Genomic DNA, 19,829 nt, shown 5'->3' on the forward strand with positions numbered 1-19,829 from the left:
GGTGCAATTCATACAAAACCGGCTACAATAGCCCGTTTTTCGGATACCGTTTTCCGATCTAATTCAAGTGTTTGGGATTTTTACGCAATGAAAACCGCACAGGAACTCCGCGCAGGTAACGTATTCATGGTTGGCAACGACCCGATGGTCGTGCAAAAAGCCGAATTCAGCAAATCCGGCCGTAATGCCTCCGTCGTCAAGATGAAGATGAAAAACCTGTTGACCGGCGCAGCATCGGAAGCCGTGTATCGCGCCGATGACAAATTCGACGTCGTGGTACTGGAAAAGAAAGAGTGCACCTACTCTTACTTTGCCGACCCGATGTACGTCTTCATGGACGAAGAATTCAACCAGTACGAAGTTGAAGCCGAAAACATGGGCGATGCGCTGAACTTCATCGTCGATGGCATGGAAGAAAAATGCGAAGTGACCTTCTATAACGGCAAGGCCATTTCCGTTGAACTGCCGACCACCGTGGTCCGTGAAGTGGAATACACCGAACCGGCCGTCCGTGGCGACACCTCCGGCAAGGTACTGAAACCGGCTCGCCCGGTTGGCACCACGTTCGAAGTACCGGTTCCGGCCTTCGTCGAAATCGGCGAAAAGATCGAAATCGATACCCGTACCGGCGAATTCAAGAAGCGCGTGTAATTCCGCTGCTTGCCGAAAGCCAAAAGCGCCCAACCGGGCGCTTTTTTCATGGTGGCTAGTGCTGGCCAAACCTGACACGCGTGGCGCCGGGGTTCGGCCAACCTGACAATCACCGGCTCAGCTCACCACGCCTTCTGGCGGCTGATCCAGCGTCATGCCTTCGGACTGGTGCGGCAGTTCCAGATAGCTGCGCGACTGCATCTCGGTCAGGCGGCTGGCGGTACGGAAGAACTCGCTGGCTTGCACCCCTTCGGTATACAGCTCCTCGGGCTGAGTCGCCGCCGAGGCCACCAGCTTGACGCGATTGTCGTAGAACACATCCACCAGCCGGGTAAACCGGCGCGCTTCCGCTGCATCCTTGGCCGTCAGTTTGGGAATATCCGACAGAAACACCGTATGGTATTCCTGTGCGATTTCCAGATAATCGGTCTGGGCGCGCGGGCCGCCGCAAATGCCCTTGAAATCGAACCAGATCACTCCCGGCGCCAGCTTTTTCACCGGAATCTGCCGCCCCAGCACTTCCACGTGCGACTCCGGCAGCGTCGTGCCGGAACTGAGCCGGTCAAACATCACCTGCATGCGCGCTTCGCTATCGGCATTGGCTAATACACCATGAACAGCGGTTCACGCGTCAGCTCACGCAGGCGGTAGTCATTGCCACTGTCGACATTCAGCACCTTCAGCTCGCGCTTGAGCAACTCGATGGTCGGCAGAAAATTCTGACGTTGCAAGCCATTGGGATAGAGACCATCGGGCGGATAATTGGAGGTGGTCACCAGCACCACGCCCCGCTCGAATAGCGCCGCCATCAGACGGCCCAGTATCATCGCGTCGGCAATATCGCTGACATGGAACTCGTCAAAACAGAGCAGACGGGTGTTGCGCGCAATCTTGTCCGCCAGTGCCAACATCGGGTCTTTTTCGCGCGCCAGCAGTTTCAGCTCGCGATGCACTTCCGCCATGAAATTATGGAAGTGGATACGCCGTTTGCGCCGATACGGCACGCAGGCATAGAAGGCATCCATCAGGAAACTCTTGCCACGCCCCACGCCACCCCAGAAATACAAGCCGCTGGGTACATCCGGGCTGCGCAGGCTACGCCCCAAGAAACGATTGCGCTTGGCCTTGAAATCCACCAATTGATGCCAGAGTTTATCCAGCTCATCAATCGCGGCGGCTTGGGCCGCATCATGAATGAAACCGGGTTGCTCACTGGCGACCTGATACCAGGCCTTGGGGCTCATGCTGCCATCGGACGGCGGAGAAAAAGTATGTTGGGACATGCGAAATCTTTGTCGGTCTCAAGTCGTGAATTCGGCCAACCTTACACGGCAAACAGGCCACTGGAAAGATAACGGTCGCCGCGGTCGCAGACAATGGAAACAATCACGGCGTTTTCCACTTCCTGCGACAGGCGCAGCGCGGCAGCCGTGGCACCGCCAGATGACGGGCCAGCCAGAATGCCTTCGGTACGGGCCAGCTGGCGCGTGGTATCTTCGGCTTCCTGCTGCGACACGTAGATCATGCGGTCAATGCGGCTGAAATCACAAATTTTGGGCAGGTATTCATCTTCCCACTTGCGAATCCCCGGAATCTGGCTACCCGGCTGCGGCTGCACACCGATGATCTGGATCTCCGGGTTCTGTTCCTTCAGATAGCGGCTGTTGCCCATGATGGTACCGGTGGTGCCCATGCTGGAAACAAAGTGGGTAATGCTGCCACGGGTATCCGCCCAGATTTCCGGGCCGGTGGTTTCGTAATGCGCCAGTGGATTATCCGGATTGGCAAACTGGTCGAGAATCACGCCGACACCCGCGGCCTGCAGCCGACGCGCTTCGTCGATCGAGCCGGGCATGGAGTGTTCTTTCGGCGTCAGTACCACCTGGGCGCCATACGCCTGCATGGTTTGCACCCGCTCGGCGGTGGAGTTTTCCGGCATTACCAGAATCAGCTTGTAGCCCATCATGGCGGCCGCCATGGCCGGGCCAATCCCGGTATTGCCGCTCGTCGGTTCGATCAGGGTGTCACCCGGCTTGATCTGACCACGTGCTTCGGCATGACGAATCATGGAGAGCGCGGGGCGATCCTTGACGGAACCGGCCGGATTATTGCCTTCCAGCTTGAGCAAAATGGTATTGCTAGTCGCCCCGGGCAGGCGTTTGAGTTTGACCAGCGGGGTGTGGCCAACAAAATCTTCCAGCGTGTGAAACGATGGTAAAGTCATGCGTGGCATCTCCTAAGAAGCGGCCATTATACTACCGCCAGACAAGACAACCCGCTTTACCCTTATGCTGGTTTTGCATAATAAAAGGCCCGCGGCGATGCACGCGGGCCCGGTGGCTTAAACCTGAATTCGCTCAGCGCGTCATCAGCCAATCCACATAGCGGTCCACCCCCTGCTCCACCGTCAGCATCGGCTCTTCATAACCATAGGCGCGCAGTTTGCTGATATCGGCCTGGGTGAAACTCTGGTACTTGCCCTTGAGCGCTTCCGGAAACTCGATATATTCCAGAATGCCTTGCTCCACCAGTTCGGCCAACGTCAGCGCCGGTTTGCCTTCGTGCTTAAGCGGCAGGCGTTGACGGTCGCCACCGCAACGTCGTTAAACGGCTGGGCACGACCCGAGCCCAGATTGAAGATGCCGCACTTCTCCGGATGATCGAGGAAATACAGATTGACCTTGACCACATCTTCCACCGAGACAAAGTCACGGCTCTGCATGCCATCGCCGTAACCATCGTTACCGGCAAACAGCTTCACCTTACCGGTCTCGCGGTACTGGTTGAAATTGTGGAACGCCACCGAGGCCATGCGCCCCTTATGCTGCTCTTGCGGTCCATACACGTTGAAATAGCGGAAGCAACCTGCGCGGTCAGGCCGTCCTGCATGCGCCGACGCAGCACCTGGTCGAACAAGAACTTGGAATAACCGTAGACGTTGAGCGGGCCTTCGTACTGCCGCTCCTCCTTGAACACCGTGCCCTTGCCATAGGTGGCCGCACTGGAGGCGTACAGGAACTGGATTTCCTCGTCCTGACAGTATTCAAATAACGACAGCGTGTACTGATAGTTGTTTTCCATCATGTACTTGCCATCATGATTCATGGTGTCGGAGCAGGCACCCTCATGAAAAATGGCCCGAATCTCGCCATCCAGATGGCCTTGCAACAGGCTCGGCAGGAAATCCTGCTTGTCGACATAATCGGCAATCTCACAGCCCACCAGATTGAGGAACTTGTCGCCCTTGGTGAGATTATCCACCGCGATGATGTCGGTCTCGCCACGCGCATTGAGCGCCTTGACGATGTTCGAGCCAATGAAACCGGCCGCGCCGGTAACAACTATGGTCATGTTCTATCCTTTGTGCGAGCGATGCGCCACAGGCCGCCTAACCGGCAGGCACGCCAGCGCTGGCCGCGTTACAACGCAAACAATTCCTGCTGGCTGCACACGGCAGTCCCCAGTTTCGCCACCACGATACCCGCCGCCGCATTGGCCAGCGACATGGCATCCGGCAGAGGCAGGCCAGCGGCCAGCATCAACCCCAGCGTACCGATCACGGTATCACCTGCGCCGGACACATCGTACACTTCACGCGCCAGCGTAGGCTGGTGCAACGCTCCCTGCTCGCGGAACAGGGTCATACCTTCCTCGCTGCGGGTTACCAGCAACGCATCCAGTTGAAGCGAGTGCCGCAGTGCCTGAGCCTTGCTCACCAGTTCATCTTCCGTACGCCAGCTACCGGCCACTTCTTTAAATTCGCTCAAGTTTGGCGTAAGCAAGGTGGCCCCGGCGTATTTGCTGTAATCGTCGCCCTTGGGATCAATCAGCACCGGTTTACCCGCTGCGCGCGCCAGGTGGATCATCTGCGCCACATGCGTCAGGCCACCCTTGCCATAGTCGGACAAAATCACAGCATCGTACTGCGCCACGATCTGGGTAAACTCGCCCAGAATATCCGACAGGATTTCATGGCTGGGCGCATCTTCAAAATCCAGACGAATCAGTTGCTGCTGGCGCGCCACCACGCGCAGCTTGATGGTGGTGGCAATGTGCGCATCGCGTTTGAACGAGGTGACGATGCCATCGGCCTGCATCAAGCGCTCCAGCGCCGTTGCGGCCTCGTCGTCGCCCACCACGGACAAAATGGTCGCCTGACCACCCAGGCTGGCAATGTTGCGGGCCACGTTGGCCGCCCCACCGGCACGCTCTTCCAGCCGGTTGATGCGCGCCACCGGCACCGGTGCCTCCGGAGAGATGCGATTAACATCGCCAAACCAGTAACGGTCCAGCATCACATCGCCCACCACCAGTACCCGTGCCCCGGCCAGTTTTTCGGCCAACCCTGCGGGCGTCAGTCCAATCGTTTGCAACAAGCTCATGCGGCTCCTCAACGGCCAATGGCCTGATAGTCAAAGCCTTGTGCACGCACCCAGGCCGGGTCATACATATTGCGACCGTCGATGATCAGCGGTGACTTCAGCGCCTGCTTGATGGCATCAAAGTCCGGCGCACGGAACATCTTCCATTCGGTCACGATCAGCAGCGCATCGGCGCCTTGCAGCGGGCTCATCATGTCGTCGGCAAACACCAGCTGGTCATTGGCACCCATCACTCGGCGTGCTTCGTCCGTTGCCACCGGGTCGAAGGCCACCACTTGTGCGCCACGCCGGGTCAACTCAGCCACGATCACCCGGCTCGGTGCTTCACGCATGTCATCGGTATTGGGCTTGAACGCCAACCCCCACAAGGCAAAACGGCGGCCGTGCAGATCGTCGCCAAAGCGAGCCACCACCTTGTCGACCAGACGATGCTTCTGCACCTCGTTGGCCTCTTCCACGGCCGTCAGCACTCGCAGGGTATGACCGTTTTCCTTGCCCGCCTGCACCAAGGCCTTCACGTCCTTGGGGAAACAGGAGCCACCGTAACCCGCGCCCGGATACAGGAAGTGATAACCGATGCGCGGATCAGAACCGATGCCGCGGCGCACCAGTTCAATATCCGCCCCCAATGTTTCCGCCAGATTGGCCAGCTCGTTCATGAACGAGATACGCGTCGCCAACATGGCATTGGCCGCATATTTGGTCAGTTCGGCACTGCGGACATCCATGAACAGGATGCGGTCATGGCTACGCTGGAACGGCGCGTACAGACGGCGCATGGTGTCGATGGCTTGCTCGTCTTCCGCCCCCACCACAATGCGGTCCGGCTTCATGAAGTCTTCAATCGCCGCACCTTCCTTGAGGAATTCAGGGTTGGACACCACGCTGAACGGCAGCTCGACGCCACGTTCGGCCAACGTTTGTGCCAGCACAGCGCGTACCTTGTCGGCCGTGCCGACCGGTACCGTGGATTTGTCCACCACCACCTTGTAGCCGGTCATGTGCTGACCAATATTGCGGGCGGCGGCCAGCACATATTGCAGATCGGCCGAGCCATCCTCATCCGGCGGCGTGCCAACGGCAATGAACTGCACCTCACCAAAGGCCACGGATTCAGCCACATCAGTGGTAAAGCTCAAGCGGTTAAGCGGCAACATTGCGCCGCACCATGTCGTCCAGCCCGGGCTCGAAAATCGGAATGCCGCCCTGTTGCAGGGTGGCAATCTTGGCGGGGTCCACATCCAGACACAGCACATGGTTGCCCACTTCAGCCAGACAGGTGCCGGTGACCGAGGCCGACATAGCCCGATCCGATAACGGTAATTTTCATGCGCGTGCTTGCTTGTAGAGTTGAATTTCGTGGTTGATGCGACGCAACACCTCCAGCGGCTGCGCCGCGCGGGTAATCGGTCGGCCAATCACCAGATAATCCGCACCTGCGTCAAGGGCGGCGGTCGGCGTCATGACACGGCGCTGGTCATCGGCGGCGCTGTCAGCAAGGCGAATACCCGGCGTCACCAGTTCAAAACCAGCGGACAACTCCGTCTTGAGCATGCTGGCTTCCTGCGCCGAACACACCACCCCGTCCAGCCCACAATCCTGTGCCAGACGGGCCGGGCGCAACACCTGCTGTTGCGGTGGCACGCTGATGCCGATCTCGGCCGGTCGGCGGCTTCCATGCTGGTCAATACCGTCACGGCAATCAGCTTGGGACGCTGGCTGTATCCTGCCAGCGCCTCGCGCGCCGCTTCCATCATGCGACGGCCGCCACAGGCATGCACATCCACCATCCATACCCCGGCCTCAGCCGCTACTTTGCAGGCATGGGCAACGGTATTGGGAATATCGTGAAACTTCAAATCCAGAAAGACCTGAAAACCGCGCTGGGCCAGGCTTTCCACCAATGACCGTCCGGAGGCGGTAAACAGTTCCTTGCCCACCTTGACACGACATTCCGCCGGATCAAGCTGGCTGACAAACTCCAGCGCACCACTGGCATTGGCAAAATCCAGCGCGACGATGACAGGAGAAGTGAGGGTTCCAGCCTGATCGGCCGCCACCAAAGGATTCATAAGACTTCCTGATTATGCTTAATGAGTTTCAGAACGGTTGGGCGTAAAGCTTTCCCACTCGCCACAGGCCGGGCAATGCCAGAAGAAAGCGCGCGACCGGAAATTGCAGCATTTGCAGCGGTGCACCGTCAGGCGCAGCGCATGTTTCTGGATCAGGGCACGCGTCATTTCGGTATCGAGCCGACCTTCCGGCGACAGATCTTCCATCTGCGCTTCCAGCAAACGATACACCCCCATCAGGCTTGGCCGGGCATGTACCGTTTCGCGAACCGCCAGCAGGGCTTCATGCTCGCCTTCATAGGTGGCGAGCTTTTGATACAGCAGGTCGGTCAGTTCCAGCTGCGGGAAGGTTTTTTGATAACCGCGCAGCAGCGCAATCCCTTCCAGCGGTTTTTCCAGTTTTTCGTAGGCATCAAACAAGCGTTCAGCTGCCATGGAAAGATAATTGAAGTTCTGTTTCTCGATGTTTTGCCAGGCGGCGATTGCCGCCTCGAAGTGCCCTTCGGCGAATTCGATATCGCCCAGAATCAGACTGGCGCGCACGCACTTGCGGTTGGCCGAAAAGGCTGCCGCCACATGTTCACGCGCCAACGGCAGATTGGAGCGATACACCTCGCCTTGCGCCAGCTCGCAATAGAATTGCGCTACCTCATGCTGAAACGAATGGGCATCACTGCGCAGCTCCTTGGCCGTTTCAATGGCCTTGGTCCAGTCACGATCCTGCTGATAAATGTCCAGCAACTGCTGGCGTGCCGCCAGCCCCATGTTGCCGTCCAGCAATTGCAGCAGGATTTCCTCGGCACGATCGACCAAACCCGCCTTGCGGAAATCCTGCGCCAATTCAAAACGCACCCGCTCGCGGTTTTCAGTGGGCAAATCGGACGATTCCAGCATGCGCTGATGCAAGCGGATCGCACGATCATTTTCGCCACGTTTGCGATACAGCTTGCCCAGCGTCAGCTGTAGTTCCGGGGCCGAGCCTTGCTGGCGCGAGACTTCGGCCAACGCCTGCGCGGCAATATCCGTCTTGTCTTCCACCAGTGCATCCACACCGCGGAAAAACGCCGTCGGTACGGACTTTGCCTGTTTCAAAACGGTACGCATGTCCACGCGCGCCGCCAACCATCCCAGCCCGAAAAAAGCCGGGAACAGCAACAGCCACCACAGATCAAGTTCCAACCACTATCCTTTCCCGCTAAAACAGACATGGCTGCCCAACCGGGCAGCTTCTTGGCACGCAGACGTGTTAAGTGTTAATCCGCCAGCGCGTCACTGGGATCAACCGTCACGCTACTGGCCGGGCGCGTACGCAGCTCTTTCTTGAGCTGGGATAGTTCCTTGCGCATGCGCAGGTAATAGGAAAACGTCGCCAACAGGCCAACCGCCGCCCCGGCCACAAAAAACAGCAGCAGAAACACAATGAATGGTGCTTCCCAGACTTGTCCGAAGAACAGCTTGAATTTGACCAGATCACTGTTTTGTACGGTGACCGCAATCAGTACGATCAACAGGGCCAGTTCGATAATACGCAGCAGGTAGCGCATGGGAGTTCTCGGGGAAAATAACTGGAGTGCAAGTTTAAACGATTGGACACGGCAACCCAAGTTGCACGCGGTGTTAATTCGGCTAAAAGCGGACAAATCAGCCAGTCGGCCAACAGGGATTTAGCTGAGTTGACTCACCACGACCGGGCTCTCATTGCCCGGCCAAGGGGGGGCACGTCAGGCATGAAAAAGCGCCACTCGAGGGTGGCGCTTCAGTTTTGGCTTGCGAGGCAGTCAAATTGTGCGATCAGGCTTGCGCCTGTTCCAGTTGGACCTGCTCCAGCAGGGCCAGATCCACCCGTTCCCGCAACTCCTTGCCTGCCTTGAAGTGAGGCACATATTTCTCAGGAACCGAGACACTGCTACCTGATTTCGGGTTACGGCCAACCCGTGGCGGGCGGTAGTTCAGATCAAAACTACCAAAGCCACGAATCTCAATCCGTTTACCCTGTGCCGGGCTGCTGGCCATCGCATCCAGTATGGTTTTGACGGCCAGCTCAGCATCTTTGTAGACCAACTGAGAATCGCGCTCGGCAAGACGCTCTGCCAGCCTCGCAATCAGCTCAGATTTGGTCATGATGCTATTACTCGTTGGAACCAGACAACTTGGCCTTCAACAGAGCACCCAGGTTGGTGGTACCGGCCGAAGCGCTATCCACTGCCGGGTTCTTCAGTGCAGCGTTATCTTCTTGAGCATCTTTAGCCTTGATGGACAAGCTGATATTGCGGGACTTGCGATCCACGGCGATGATCACGGCTTCAACTTCGTCACCTTCCTTCAGGACGGTACGAGCATCTTCCACGCGGTCACGGGACAGTTCGGAAGCACGCAGGTAACCTTCAACATCGGAATCCAGAGCGACAACAGCGCCCTTGGCATCAACCGACTTGATGGTGCCCTTAACCAGAGCGCCCTTGTCGTTCATGGCCACGAAGTTGTTGAACGGATCGCCTTCCAGCTGCTTGATGCCCGTGGAGATACGTTCTTTTTCAACGTCGATGGACAGCACAACGGCTTCCACTTCGTCACCCTTCTTGAACTTGCGAACGGCTTCTTCGCCGCTGTCAGCCCAAGACAGGTCGGACAGGTGAACCAGGCCATCGATGCCGCCCGGCAGACCAACAAACACGCCGAAGTCGGTGATCGACTTGATGGCGCCAGTGATCTTGTCACCCTTGTGGAAGTTGTCAGCAAATTCGTTCCACGGGTTAGCCAGACATTGCTTCATGCCCGGTGGAGATACGACGACGGTCTTCGTCAATTTCCGGGATCATGACTTCAACTTCATCGCCAACTTGAACAACCTTGGACGGATGTACGTTCTTGTTGGTCCAGTCCATTTCGGACACGTGAACCAAGCCCTCGATACCTTGTTCGATTTCCACGAACGCACCGTAGTCGGTCAGGTTGGTCACCTTGCCGAACAGGCGGGTACCGGACGGGTAACGACGGGACAGACCCACCCACGGATCTTCGCCCAGTTGCTTGAGGCCCAGCGATACACGGTTCTTCTCTTGGTCGAACTTGAGTACCTTGGCTTCCACTTCGTCGCCCACGGCCAGAACTTCGGACGGGTGCTTAACGCGGCGCCATGCCAGATCGGTGATGTGCAGCAGGCCATCGATACCGCCGAGGTCAACAAACGCACCGTAATCGGTGATGTTCTTGACGATACCCTTGATAACGGCGCCCTCTTTCAGGGTTTCCAGCAGAGCCTTGCGCTCTTCGCCCGTGGTTTCTTCCAGAACGGCGCGACGCGATACCACTACGTTGTTGCGCTTGCGATCCAGCTTGATAACCTTGAATTCGATGTTCTTGCCTTCGTACGGGGTGGTGTCTTTCACCGGACGTACGTCAACCGAGGGAACCCGGCAGGAAGGCGCGGATGCCGTTGACCATAACGGTCAGGCCACCCTTGACCTTGCCACTGATCAGGCCGGACAGGATTTCGCCGTTTTCCAGCGCTTCTTCCAGTTCCACCCGGGCAGCCGGGCGCTTGGCCTTGTCGCGGGACAGCTTGGTTTCACCAAAGCCGTTTTCCAGCGCGTCGATGGCAACAGTTACGAAATCGCCGATGGCGACTTCAACTTCACCTTGGTCATTCTTGAATTCTTCGACCGGAATCAGGGACTCGGATTTGAGGCCAGCGTTTACGGTAACGAAGTTGGAATCAACTGCAACGACTTCGGCAGTGATCACCTCGCCCACGCGCATGTCGTGAAGGGTCAGGCTTTCTTCGAACAGCTGGGCAAAGTTTTCCATGGAGAGGGTAGTCATCAAGCTTACTCTCGGTGCACGCCTTGCGACGTGCGGGGTTAGGGTTAAAAACAAAGCGAGGTGTTACACGGCCCGAGCCATGGCAACAAAGCGCCTTTACAAAAAATCATGAACCGGAGACCTGTTTCTCCCCGAACCATGCCAACACCTGATCGACCGACTGGTCTATGGTTAGCGCTGTGGTATCGAGTAGCAAGGCGTCCGGCTCTTGTCGCAGTGGCGCTACTGCACGGGCGGCATCACGCGCATCCCGATCAATAATGTCCTGCTTAATCTGTGGGAGATTAGCAGATTCCCCCTTGCCTATCAACTGCTTATAGCGGCGTTGCGCCCTCTCATCGGCACTGGCGGTGAGAAATATCTTGAGGGTGGCGTCGGGAAAGACGACCGATCCCATGTCGCGGCCATCGGTCAGCAAGCCGGGGAGCTGGCGAAAATCGCGCTGGCGTTGCAGCAGCGCGGCGCGCACGGCAGGCAGCGCCCCCACCCGCGAGGCGCCAATACCGATTGCCTCTGCACGGATGTCGGCACTGACATCGTGGCCAGCCAACCACACCTCACCCGCACGAAACTCCGCTTACAGGTGCTTGGCCAGTTCGGCCAACCTGTCTTCATCATCCCAGCCAATTTGCTGTTGCGTGGCATAGAGCGCCAACAGCCGATACAACGAACCGGAATCGAGATAATGAAACCCGAGGCGGTTGGCGACAATGGCCGCTACCGTGCCCTTGCCCGAGGCGGAGGGTCCGTCGATGGTGATGACTGGTGCAATCATGACTGCTGCTTTCCAAGAAAGACCGGCCTGCCTGCGGGCTAACCATGGCAAAAACAGACAGTTTAGCGCACTCAATCTGCTGCCGCCCAGCGATGCCATGACGATAATCGGGTTTGCACGCCCCTGCGACGCCGGTTACAGTTAAACTCTAAGGCAGCGGCTATCTGGCCGGGTGTCACCCGCACCGACTCCTGCAACACGACAAACCGAGACACACCTTTACACTCATGGAACAGTTGCGACTAACGCCGACGGCACAGCTGTCCGGCACGATAAAATTGCCGGGCTCCAAAAGCATTTCCAACCGTACCCTGCTGCTGGCCGCACTGGCCAGCGGCAGTACGCTGGTACGCGACCTGCTGGATTCCGATGACATCCGTCACATGCTCAACGCCCTGCGCCTGCTGGGCGTTGAGGTTGAACAAGTCGGCGACAGCCGCGACTTCCGCGTGCAAGGCGTGCACGGCGAATTCCCGGTCAAGAGTGCCGACCTGTTTCTGGGCAACGGCATACGGCCTTCCGGCCGCTGACCGCGGCGCTGGCCTTGATGCAAGGGCATTATCATTTGAGCGGCGTGCCCCGCATGCACGAACGGCCAATTGGCGACCTGGTCGATGCCCTGCGCGCGGCCGGTGCTGACATTCGCTATCAGGAGCATGCCGGTTACCCGCCGCTGACCATCGCACCGGCGACACTGCGCGCTGGTGAAGTGATTCCGGTCAAGGGCAATGTCTCCAGCCAGTTTCTGACCGCGCTGTTGATGGCGCTGCCGCTGACAGGCGAAACCGTGACGATCGAAGTGATTGGCGAGCTGATTTCCAAGCCGTATATCGAGATCACCCTCAACCTGATGGCGCGCTTTGGCGTGCATGTGGAACGCCGGTGGTTGGCAGCGCTTCACCATTGCTTAAGCGGGCAGCAGTACATTTCGCCGGGCGAAGTGCACGTCGAAGGCGACGCCTCCAGTGCCTCGTACTTTCTGGCAGCCGGTGCCCGGCTGGTGGCCCGGTACGGGTTGAAGGGGTTGGCCGAAACAGCATTCAGGGCGATGTGAAGTTTGCCGACACGCTGCGCCAGATGGGCGTGGAGATCAGCATGGGCGACAACTGGGTGGAAGCGCGCGCCAATGGCCAGCTCAAGGCGATTGATGCCGATCTGAACCATATTCCCGATGCGGCCATGACCATCGCCGTAGCAGCTCTGGCCGCCGATGGCACCACCACCTTGCGCAACATCGAAAGCTGGCGCGTCAAGGAAACCGACCGGCTGACGGCCATGGCGACCGAGCTGCGCAAGCTGGGCGCAACGGTGGAAGAAGGGCAAGACTACTTGCGTATCACCCCTCCCGACACGCTGATTGCCGAGGCAGAAATCGACACCTATGACGATCACCGCATGGCCATGTGCTTTTCACTGGTGTCGCTGATGGGCGTGCCGGTGGTCATCAACGACCCGAAATGCGTGGCCAAGACCTTCCCGGATTATTTCCGTGTACTGTCGTCACTGCGTCCGATCGAGCCGCCGCCGCCCGTCAAGTCGTTTTGATACCCGCTGGCCAATGCCTGTACATCAAGCGCCTTCGGGCGCTTTTTGTTTTAACCGCCGGTTAGTCTCCGGCGTTCTTATACCAACTGGATCATGAAAAATTTCTTCTCCTTGCGCCGCGAATTCATGCAGCGGTTTGACATCGCCATTCCGGCCCAACCCTGCTGCGAGCCAGACACCCTTGCCATGTGGGAAACCATGCTGGAGGAAGAACTGCTGGAATTCCGCGAGGCATTGCACGCCTTCAAGAATATGCCGTCAGACCAGCCAGATGAGCGACACCGCCGCATGGCCGAACTCACCGCCGAGGGCGTGGACGTATTGAACGTACTGACCGGACTGTTGTTGTCACAAGGCATGCCGGTGGAGGCCATGGCGGAGGAAATCCATGCCGCCAACCTGCGCAAATGCGTCAACGGTCAGATCGTGCGCCGGGCCGACGGCAAGGTACTGAAACCAGAAGGCTGGCAACCAGCCAATAAACAGCGGATCATCCAAGAGGCGCAACAGGCAGGTGATGAAATGGTTTCGGCCAACTCCGTGCATGACTGACCAGCACAAACCGCCCCTTGCGCCTGTCGGGTTAAGATGGCGTTAATGAAACAACGGTATTATTTCGGGCAAATACAACAATTCTGGGGAGGATTCCCATGCTGAAAAATTCGCAACACAGTTACGGTCAACTGACGCGCGCCCTGCACTGGCTCTCGGCGCTGGCGGTGATTGCCGCGCTGGCCTTTATTGAGGTCAAAGACTTTTTCCCCAAGGGGACGGCATTACGCGACGCGATGAAATTCGGCCACTTTCAGGCCGGTCTGATCGTGCTGCTGGTCGTGTTGCCGCGTCTGTTGTGGCGCGTGAACAACCGGGTACCTGACATTACCCCGACGCCGAACAAACCTAGCCTGCTGCTGGCACACGTCACCCACTGGGCCTTGTATGCGCTGATGCTGGCGTTGCCGCTGCTGGGGATTGCGATTGTTCAGGGCAGTGGTCACACCCGGCTTTCTTTGGCATGCCGCTGCCGGTGCTGTTTTCGATCAGCCGGGCAACCGCGCACGACCTGAAGGAAGTGCACGAGGCACTGGGCAATGTGCTGTTGTGGCTGGTGATCTTGCATGTCGCCGCCGCGATCTGGCATCACCGCTTCGTCAAGGATGACACCCTGACCCGTCTGACCGGCCCGCTGCGTTAAGCCGTTGCCTCTGCCCACAAAAAAGGTTGGCTTGTGCCAACCTTTTTTATGCAACCACCCACCACATCAACTTTGCCGCATAAATTTCTGGTTCCGGGCCACCCGGGCGGTGCGGGCGCGCGCAAACATTTCGGCCAACCCTGCCGCATCGGAATTTTCCAGACGCTGGGCCAGATCGGCCAAAGCCTGCTGATAGCGCGTCAATTCCGTCAACAGCGCCTCGCGGTTAGCCAGACTGATGTCTTTCCACATTTCGGGATGGCTGCCAGCAATACGCGTGAAATCGCGAAACCCGGTGGCGGCAAAATCAAAACAGCGCGCCCCGTCGTCCTTGCTGGCCACCATGTCGACATAGGCAAACGCCAGCAGATGCGGCAGATGGCTGACTGTGGCAAACACCGCGTCGTGTTCGTCGGCTGTCATGGTATGCAGCCGGGCACCACAGGCCTGCCACAAGTCGGATACGGTAGCGGTGGCATCCTCCAGCGTTTCCGGCAGCGGCGTCAGCACGACCTTGCGGTTTTCATACAGGCCATACTGGGCAGCGGCCGCGCCAGACAGGTCAGACCCGGCAATCGGATGCGCCGGAACGCAATGCGCCAGATGCTGCGGCAAATACTCACGGAACAACGCGACGACATCGCCCTTGGTACTGCTTTGGCATCGGTCACGATGGCATGTGCAGGCAATACCGGCGCCAAGGCCGCCATCAACGCGCCCATCTGCCCCACCGGTGCCGACAGCAAGACCAGATCGGCCTGTGGTGCCACCGTGGCCAGATCCTGGCTGATTTCATCCACCACGCCCAGTTCCAGCGCGCGCTGCAGGTTGTCCAGCGTTCGGCCAACACCGATCACCCGTTTCACCTTGCCTGCACGCTTGAGCGACAAGGCAAACGATCCGCCGATCAAGCCGACGCCTACTACGACCAAGGTCCCAATGCCCTGCACCACCGCCCCCTTGTTCATCACCGGGTCAACACCCCGGTTATTGGCAAAGCGTCTATGATAAGCGATTTTCCCCTCGGCCAGAGGGCGATTTCCCATAGAGCGGAGATGGACATGAGCATGTCGCTGTATGTGTATTTCAACGCCAGCCGGGCGCCTGACGACCTGTTATTGCGTCTGCAGGCGATGCAGCTGGAACTGACCGGCTACGGGGTCCGCGCCAGCCTGTTACAGCGTCGCGACCAACCGGACACCTGGATGGAGGTGTATGAAGGGATCAACAATGCGGCCGACTTTAGCGCGCGTCTCGCCCACGCCGTGGCCCGCCATGACGTGGCCAGCGGCTGCGGTGAGCGCCACGAAGAATGGTTTCAGCCGCTCGGCTACACGCCACAAAGCTGAACGGTGGCATCCGGCAGCAAGCGTTCTGCTTAAGCCGGGCCAGATGGTAGCCTTGGACAAAGTCACAGCCCGCCTCGCGCGCAATGGTCAGTTGCCACTCGCATTCCACGCCTTCGGCCAACACCTTGGCGCCATGCAGATGCAGAATCTCCACCAGCTGCGCCAGCTTGTCGCGCACCGCCGGGCGCATCAGCGCATGGCGCAGCAAGACCTTGTCCAGTTTCACCAGATCGGGCTCCAGCAACCAGACGCGCTCCAGATTGGAGGCGCCCTGACCAAAGTCGTCCAGAGCAATCTGGAACCCCAGTTCGCGGTAGCGTTGCACGGCGGACAACAGGCGCACCGGATCACTGACGGCATCTTCCACCACTTCCAGACAGATCTGAGACGGTGCGACCTGTAATTGCGCCACGATCTCGGCAAAAAACAGCCCCAGCCCTTCTGCCACATTGACCAGATGCTGGGCATTGACGTTCAGTGCCAGCCGCAAGCCAGGCTGGGGCCGTTGCAGCAAAAAATTCAGCAAATGCAGACAGCGCAATTGCCGGTCCAGAAACACCGTGCGGCGCGGCGAGGTTTCGGCAGCAAAGAGTACCGTCGGCGCGATCTGGCCGCCAAAGCCATCCGCAACCCGCGCCAGTGCTTCCACGCCCCAACCCTCAATACCGTCCGGCAGTACGCGGTAAATGGGCTGGTAAACACTACGCAGCCGCCATTCTTCATGGCGCCCACGCACCCAGTCGCCCTGCCAGCGCAGCGGGCTGGCTTCAAAGCCGTGGACATCCAGCCGCTGATTGATAAAGTCCAGATCAGCCTCATCGGGCAACCGCCGTAGCGGGCCAACCGGCGCCGCACGGCATGATATTGAGCCTTGCGCACTCATTTTCTTACTCCCAGAGCCACACCGCTAGGCTCCGCAAGCCGGATCGGGGAGCCCTTCGCCATCCTCGCTCCACTTGCCATACGGTCTTGCCACTGGCTGTCCGGCAGGCAAAAAAATGGCCGAACGGAGTGTTCGGCCCAGACTCAGAGGCAAGAGGAGAAACCACCAGTGATTCAGTCCCGACACACCGGCTTAACGGCCCGGTTGTGCCGTCAGCCGCAGATAAGGACGAATGGCGCGATACCCTTGCGGGAACCTGGCGCGGATCACGTCTTCATCCTGCAACGATGGCACGATGACCACGTCCGGCCCTGTTCCCAGTTGGCGGGCGTCGCCACACTATGCTGGTCGGTCAGTTGCAGCGAATCGATCACGCGCAGGATTTCGTTGAAGTTGCGCCCGGTACTGGCCGGATAGGTAATGATCAGGCGGACTTTCTTGGCCGGATCAATGATGAACAGTGACCGCACGGTATGCGTGCTGCTGGCATTGGGGTGAATCAGGTCATACAGCTGCGACACCTTCTTGTCGGCATCGGCGATGATAGGGAAATTCACCGTGGTGGACTGGGTATCGTTGATGTCGCGAATCCAGCCGTGATGCGCCTCCACCGGGTCCACCGACAGTGCAATCACCTTGACATGGCGCTTGGCAAACTCTTCGGCCAACCTGGCGGTAGCGCCCAGTTCGGTAGTGCACACCGGGGTGTAGTCGGCGGGATGGGAAAACAGAATGCCCCAGCTGTCACCCAGCCATTGATGGAAATGCAGCGGGCCTTCGGTCGAATCCTGGGTAAAGTCGGGGGCGGTATCGCCAAGTCGCAAGCTCATCGTTCTGTCTCCGTTCAAGGATGGATGGGCCGACTATACACAGGCGGTTTTATTTGGATAAACAATAAAAATGACGAAGTTTATCCATAAAAAGAATAAAAAATGGCGGCGATGGTCAGGCCGTTTCGGCCAACCAGTGTTGCCGCAGACGCTGTGCCACGGTGAAATCCCGCCAGACCCGTGCGTCCAGCTGCGCCACCGGCCAGATGCCCATCAAACTGTTGGAGAGCAGCAGCGCATCGGCGACCAGCACATCGCCCGCGCGCAACTCGGCCTCCTCCAGCACCAGCCCCAGCGCGCACAGTCAAACAACCAGTCGCGCACCGCGCCGCGCACGCCGCACTGGTGTAATGGCGGCGTTAGCAATACGCCATCCTTGAGCACATACACATTGCTCATGGTGGCTTCGGTCACTCGCCCATCTTGATCGCACAACAGCCCTTCGCGTATCGCCGGATCTTGCCATTCCGAGCGGGCCAGCACGTTCTCCAGCCGGTTCAGATGCTTGATTGCTTACCAACAGCGGCTGGCTGGCCAGACGCAGCTGGCACCAGCGCACCGTGACGCCATGTTCGGCCAACGTTGCCGGATAACCGTCCCAAGGGTTGGCCGAAATCATCCGGGTGGGCTGGCACGGCTCCGGTATGGCGTAACCGCGTTGCCCGACGCCGCGCGTCAGCACAATCTTGATGACGGCACGCTCCAGCCCCGGTGTCAGCTGACACATTTCCTCCAGCAACAACGCCTCAGCCGGAACCGGTAAACACAAACGTGCAGCGTCTTCGGCCAACCTTGCATATTGCCAGCGCCACAGCCGGGGCTGGCCGTTGCGCCATTCCAGCGTCCGGTACACGCCGTCGCCATAAGCCAAACCGCGATCGAGTGCACTGATGCTAGCGCCCGGCTGGCCATTGATCAGCATGGCCATCAGGCTTGCTCCACACCCAGCGCCCGCAACAGGCCGCGCGCCTTGTGGCGCGTTTCCATCAGCTCGCGTTCCGGGTCGGAATCTGCAACGATGCCGCCACCAGCGCGGAAGCGCAATTGCTGCCCTTCCTGCATGAAGGTACGGATCAGGATGTTGAGGTCCATCGTGCCATCACGGTTGAGGTAACCGAGGCTACCGGTGTAGGCACGCCGCGGGCTGTTCTCCAGTTCGCGGATGATCTGCATGGTGCGCACCTTGGGGCAGCCGGTAATGGTGCCGCCGGGAAACACGGCCCGCAGCACGTCCAGCGGGGTGATTTCCGGTCGCACGCGGCCGCGCACATTGGATTCGATATGGTGCACGTAGGCGTAGCTGGCCACCGCCATCAGCTCATTCACCTCCACCGTACCCGGCTGGCAAATGCGCCCCAGATCGTTCCGTTCCAGATCAATCAGCATTACATGCTCGGCCCGCTCCTTGACGCTGGAAATCAACCGTTGCCTGAGCGCCGCATCTTCCGCCGCCTCCGGCGAGCGCGGATGAGTACCGGCAATCGGCCGGGTTTCAACCCAGCCATCACGCACACGCACCAGCCGTTCGGGCGATGAGCTGACGATCTGCGCACTGCCAAAATCCGCCAAAGCGGAAAACGGCGCCGGGTTCGCACGACGCAGCGCGGCAAACAGCTCGGCCGCCGACAGGTTTTCGGCCAACTTCGCACGCCAGCCACGCGAGATATTCACCTGAAAGACATCGCCATCGACGATGTAACGTTTGATGCGGCGCACCGCCTCGGTGTACCACTCCGGCGGGTCTTCTTCCAGCGCGGCCAGAGACACGACGCGTGGTGACAAGGCCGGGGCGGCTGAGACGTGTTCGGCCAACTGTTCCAGCTGCTCGGCCTGCTCTGCCACCAGCCAGGCCTGCCCGCTGACGCGGTTGACCAGCACCGCCGCTGGTACCCGTGCCAATGCCGCCAGCGGAAAGCTGTCCGGCAAGGCAGGGGGCACACACGGTTCAAATTCCGACAGCACATCGTAACCAAGATAAACAAACCAGCCGCCAATAAACGGCAGCGCGGACGGGTTATCCACCACCTCAGGCCGGAACGCCCGCAGGGCATCCAGCAGCAATGGCCCCTGCCCGCTCTGGTACAGCTGTACCGAAGAAGCCATGAACAACATGTCCCAACCGGTATCGCCGGAGGACATCAACAAGTAGGGAAAAGTCTGGCGATCCGCAGCATGCAGAGCCAGCAGATCGGGGACGCTATCCAGTGCGCGGGTAAACATGAGCCATCCTGATGCGCGAAGTCATCCTGCACATCGCAAAAGAAAACCGCTGCGAGTGTATCGCAGCGGTTTTGCCTGTCAATCACATCCCCGGGATCGGGGCTG

At 59.0% G+C, this 19,829-nt stretch carries 20 protein-coding genes and 6 pseudogenes; 7 read left to right on the forward strand and 19 right to left on the reverse strand.

What is annotated here, in order from left to right; translation table 11 throughout:
* The first annotated feature begins 87 nt into the window (after positions 1-87).
* On the forward strand, positions 88-651 hold the full coding sequence (gene efp, locus GKE73_RS03980) for an elongation factor P (RefSeq protein WP_230369189.1): 564 nt from the start codon (positions 88-90) through the stop codon (positions 649-651).
* Positions 652-768: 117 nt separating this feature from the next.
* Here efp and zapE read toward each other — a convergent pair.
* The 12 genes and pseudogenes from zapE to cmk all read right to left on the reverse strand — a co-directional run bounded on the left by zapE (position 769) and on the right by cmk (position 11,702).
* A pseudogene (gene zapE / locus GKE73_RS03985) lies at positions 769-1,934 on the reverse strand (cell division protein ZapE).
* Positions 1,935-1,975: 41 nt separating this feature from the next.
* Positions 1,976-2,875, reverse strand: a complete 900-nt coding sequence (gene cysM, locus GKE73_RS03990; RefSeq protein ID WP_230371391.1) for a cysteine synthase CysM — start codon at positions 2,873-2,875, stop codon at positions 1,976-1,978.
* Positions 2,876-3,008: 133 nt separating this feature from the next.
* Positions 3,009-4,002: pseudogene (gene rfaD / locus GKE73_RS04000) on the reverse strand (ADP-glyceromanno-heptose 6-epimerase).
* Positions 4,003-4,070: 68 nt separating this feature from the next.
* Entirely contained in the window at positions 4,071-5,033 is a 963-nt protein-coding gene (rfaE1, locus tag GKE73_RS04005; RefSeq protein ID WP_230369191.1) for a D-glycero-beta-D-manno-heptose-7-phosphate kinase, read from the reverse strand.
* An 8-nt stretch (positions 5,034-5,041) separates the two neighbouring features.
* Positions 5,042-6,190, reverse strand: coding sequence for a UDP-glucose dehydrogenase family protein (locus GKE73_RS04010; protein ID WP_230369192.1), 1,149 nt, complete (start codon positions 6,188-6,190; stop codon positions 5,042-5,044).
* Positions 6,177-6,335, reverse strand: a complete 159-nt coding sequence (locus tag GKE73_RS04015) for a hypothetical protein (protein ID WP_230369193.1) — start codon at positions 6,333-6,335, stop codon at positions 6,177-6,179. Before GKE73_RS04015 ends, GKE73_RS04010 begins: the two co-directional genes overlap by 14 nt.
* A gap of 24 nt (positions 6,336-6,359) precedes the next feature.
* A pseudogene (gene pyrF, locus GKE73_RS04020) lies at positions 6,360-7,105 on the reverse strand (orotidine-5'-phosphate decarboxylase).
* An 18-nt stretch (positions 7,106-7,123) separates the two neighbouring features.
* Positions 7,124-8,284: a lipopolysaccharide assembly protein LapB gene (gene lapB, locus GKE73_RS04025; RefSeq protein ID WP_230369194.1), complete on the reverse strand. Its 1,161-nt coding sequence runs from the start codon at positions 8,282-8,284 to the stop codon at positions 7,124-7,126.
* Positions 8,285-8,358: 74 nt separating this feature from the next.
* Entirely contained in the window at positions 8,359-8,649 is a 291-nt protein-coding gene (locus GKE73_RS04030; RefSeq protein ID WP_230369195.1) for a LapA family protein, read from the reverse strand.
* A gap of 247 nt (positions 8,650-8,896) precedes the next feature.
* Positions 8,897-9,226: an integration host factor subunit beta gene (locus GKE73_RS04035; RefSeq protein ID WP_230369196.1), complete on the reverse strand. Its 330-nt coding sequence runs from the start codon at positions 9,224-9,226 to the stop codon at positions 8,897-8,899.
* A gap of 7 nt (positions 9,227-9,233) precedes the next feature.
* A pseudogene (rpsA, locus tag GKE73_RS04040) lies at positions 9,234-10,912 on the reverse strand (30S ribosomal protein S1).
* Between the two features lie 121 nt (positions 10,913-11,033).
* A pseudogene (gene cmk, locus GKE73_RS04045) lies at positions 11,034-11,702 on the reverse strand ((d)CMP kinase).
* Between the two features lie 227 nt (positions 11,703-11,929).
* Here cmk and aroA point away from each other — a divergent pair.
* The 4 genes and pseudogenes from aroA (at position 11,930) to GKE73_RS22430 (ending at position 14,442) form a co-directional block, all read left to right on the forward strand.
* Positions 11,930-13,247, forward strand: a pseudogene (gene aroA / locus GKE73_RS04050) (3-phosphoshikimate 1-carboxyvinyltransferase).
* Positions 13,248-13,340: 93 nt separating this feature from the next.
* Complete coding sequence (locus tag GKE73_RS04055) at positions 13,341-13,799, forward strand: pyrophosphohydrolase domain-containing protein (protein ID WP_230369197.1); 459 nt, start codon at positions 13,341-13,343, stop codon at positions 13,797-13,799.
* Positions 13,800-13,897: 98 nt separating this feature from the next.
* Positions 13,898-14,314, forward strand: a complete 417-nt coding sequence (locus GKE73_RS04060; RefSeq protein WP_280954748.1) for a cytochrome b — start codon at positions 13,898-13,900, stop codon at positions 14,312-14,314.
* On the forward strand, positions 14,275-14,442 hold the full coding sequence (locus GKE73_RS22430) for a cytochrome b (protein ID WP_312854354.1): 168 nt from the start codon (positions 14,275-14,277) through the stop codon (positions 14,440-14,442). Before GKE73_RS04060 ends, GKE73_RS22430 begins: the two co-directional genes overlap by 40 nt.
* Positions 14,443-14,508: 66 nt before the next feature.
* Here GKE73_RS22430 and GKE73_RS24525 read toward each other — a convergent pair whose 3' ends face one another.
* Together GKE73_RS24525 and GKE73_RS24530 are read right to left on the reverse strand one after the other, a co-directional pair.
* Positions 14,509-15,057, reverse strand: coding sequence for a prephenate dehydrogenase (locus GKE73_RS24525; protein WP_312854355.1), 549 nt, complete (start codon positions 15,055-15,057; stop codon positions 14,509-14,511).
* Entirely contained in the window at positions 14,946-15,488 is a 543-nt protein-coding gene (locus GKE73_RS24530) for a prephenate dehydrogenase/arogenate dehydrogenase family protein (RefSeq protein ID WP_312854356.1), read from the reverse strand. The genes GKE73_RS24525 and GKE73_RS24530 overlap by 112 nt, the downstream gene beginning before the upstream one ends.
* A 15-nt stretch (positions 15,489-15,503) precedes the next feature.
* Here GKE73_RS24530 and GKE73_RS04070 point away from each other — a divergent pair, with 15 nt between their 5' ends.
* Entirely contained in the window at positions 15,504-15,791 is a 288-nt protein-coding gene (locus GKE73_RS04070; protein ID WP_230369198.1) for a DUF4936 family protein, read from the forward strand.
* On the opposite strand, the gene GKE73_RS04075 is transcribed toward GKE73_RS04070, so the two are convergent.
* From GKE73_RS04075 to GKE73_RS04090, 4 genes are all read right to left on the reverse strand, one after another.
* Entirely contained in the window at positions 15,685-16,674 is a 990-nt protein-coding gene (locus tag GKE73_RS04075) for an EAL domain-containing protein (RefSeq protein ID WP_230369199.1), read from the reverse strand. The two genes, GKE73_RS04070 and GKE73_RS04075, sit on opposite strands and share 107 nt — an antisense overlap.
* A gap of 266 nt (positions 16,675-16,940) precedes the next feature.
* Positions 16,941-17,504, reverse strand: coding sequence for a peroxiredoxin (locus GKE73_RS04080; RefSeq protein WP_230369200.1), 564 nt, complete (start codon positions 17,502-17,504; stop codon positions 16,941-16,943).
* A gap of 115 nt (positions 17,505-17,619) precedes the next feature.
* Complete coding sequence (locus tag GKE73_RS04085) at positions 17,620-17,790, reverse strand: hypothetical protein (protein ID WP_230371548.1); 171 nt, start codon at positions 17,788-17,790, stop codon at positions 17,620-17,622.
* Entirely contained in the window at positions 17,718-17,987 is a 270-nt protein-coding gene (locus GKE73_RS04090) for an aminotransferase class IV (RefSeq protein ID WP_230369201.1), read from the reverse strand. Before GKE73_RS04090 ends, GKE73_RS04085 begins: the two co-directional genes overlap by 73 nt.
* 22 nt (positions 17,988-18,009) lie before the next feature.
* On the opposite strand from GKE73_RS04090, the gene GKE73_RS04095 reads away from it, so the two are divergent.
* Positions 18,010-18,267 carry a hypothetical protein gene (locus tag GKE73_RS04095; protein ID WP_230369202.1) on the forward strand — a complete coding sequence of 86 codons (258 nt, stop codon included), beginning with the start codon at positions 18,010-18,012 and terminating at the stop codon, positions 18,265-18,267.
* Between the two features lie 164 nt (positions 18,268-18,431).
* Here the strand turns inward: GKE73_RS04095 and GKE73_RS04100 are convergent, their stop codons facing one another.
* Complete coding sequence (locus tag GKE73_RS04100; RefSeq protein WP_230369203.1) at positions 18,432-19,724, reverse strand: aminodeoxychorismate synthase component I; 1,293 nt, start codon at positions 19,722-19,724, stop codon at positions 18,432-18,434.
* Positions 19,725-19,829 lie beyond the last annotated feature (105 nt).

The sequence above is a fragment of the Paludibacterium denitrificans genome, assembly GCF_009707705.1.
Classification (GTDB): domain Bacteria; phylum Pseudomonadota; class Gammaproteobacteria; order Burkholderiales; family Chromobacteriaceae; genus Paludibacterium_A; species Paludibacterium_A denitrificans.

Excerpts from the sequence above, each read along its gene's own strand:
- efp (WP_230369189.1), top strand. The coding sequence starts at position 88 with ATGAAAACCGCACAGGAACTCCGCGCAGGTAACGTATTCATGGTTGGC.
- cysM (WP_230371391.1), bottom strand. The coding sequence starts at position 2,875 with ATGACTTTACCATCGTTTCACACGCTGGAAGATTTTGTTGGCCACACC.
- rfaE1 (WP_230369191.1), bottom strand. The coding sequence starts at position 5,033 with ATGAGCTTGTTGCAAACGATTGGACTGACGCCCGCAGGGTTGGCCGAA.
- GKE73_RS04010 (WP_230369192.1), bottom strand. The coding sequence starts at position 6,190 with ATGTTGCCGCTTAACCGCTTGAGCTTTACCACTGATGTGGCTGAATCC.
- GKE73_RS04015 (WP_230369193.1), bottom strand. The coding sequence starts at position 6,335 with ATGTCGGCCTCGGTCACCGGCACCTGTCTGGCTGAAGTGGGCAACCAT.
- GKE73_RS04030 (WP_230369195.1), bottom strand. The coding sequence starts at position 8,649 with ATGCGCTACCTGCTGCGTATTATCGAACTGGCCCTGTTGATCGTACTG.
- GKE73_RS04035 (WP_230369196.1), bottom strand. The coding sequence starts at position 9,226 with ATGACCAAATCTGAGCTGATTGCGAGGCTGGCAGAGCGTCTTGCCGAG.
- GKE73_RS04055 (WP_230369197.1), top strand. The coding sequence starts at position 13,341 with ATGAAAAATTTCTTCTCCTTGCGCCGCGAATTCATGCAGCGGTTTGAC.
- GKE73_RS04060 (WP_280954748.1), top strand. The coding sequence starts at position 13,898 with ATGCTGAAAAATTCGCAACACAGTTACGGTCAACTGACGCGCGCCCTG.
- GKE73_RS24530 (WP_312854356.1), bottom strand. The coding sequence starts at position 15,488 with ATGGGAAATCGCCCTCTGGCCGAGGGGAAAATCGCTTATCATAGACGC.
- GKE73_RS04070 (WP_230369198.1), top strand. The coding sequence starts at position 15,504 with ATGAGCATGTCGCTGTATGTGTATTTCAACGCCAGCCGGGCGCCTGAC.
- GKE73_RS04075 (WP_230369199.1), bottom strand. The coding sequence starts at position 16,674 with ATGAGTGCGCAAGGCTCAATATCATGCCGTGCGGCGCCGGTTGGCCCG.
- GKE73_RS04080 (WP_230369200.1), bottom strand. The coding sequence starts at position 17,504 with ATGAGCTTGCGACTTGGCGATACCGCCCCCGACTTTACCCAGGATTCG.
- GKE73_RS04100 (WP_230369203.1), bottom strand. The coding sequence starts at position 19,724 with ATGTTTACCCGCGCACTGGATAGCGTCCCCGATCTGCTGGCTCTGCAT.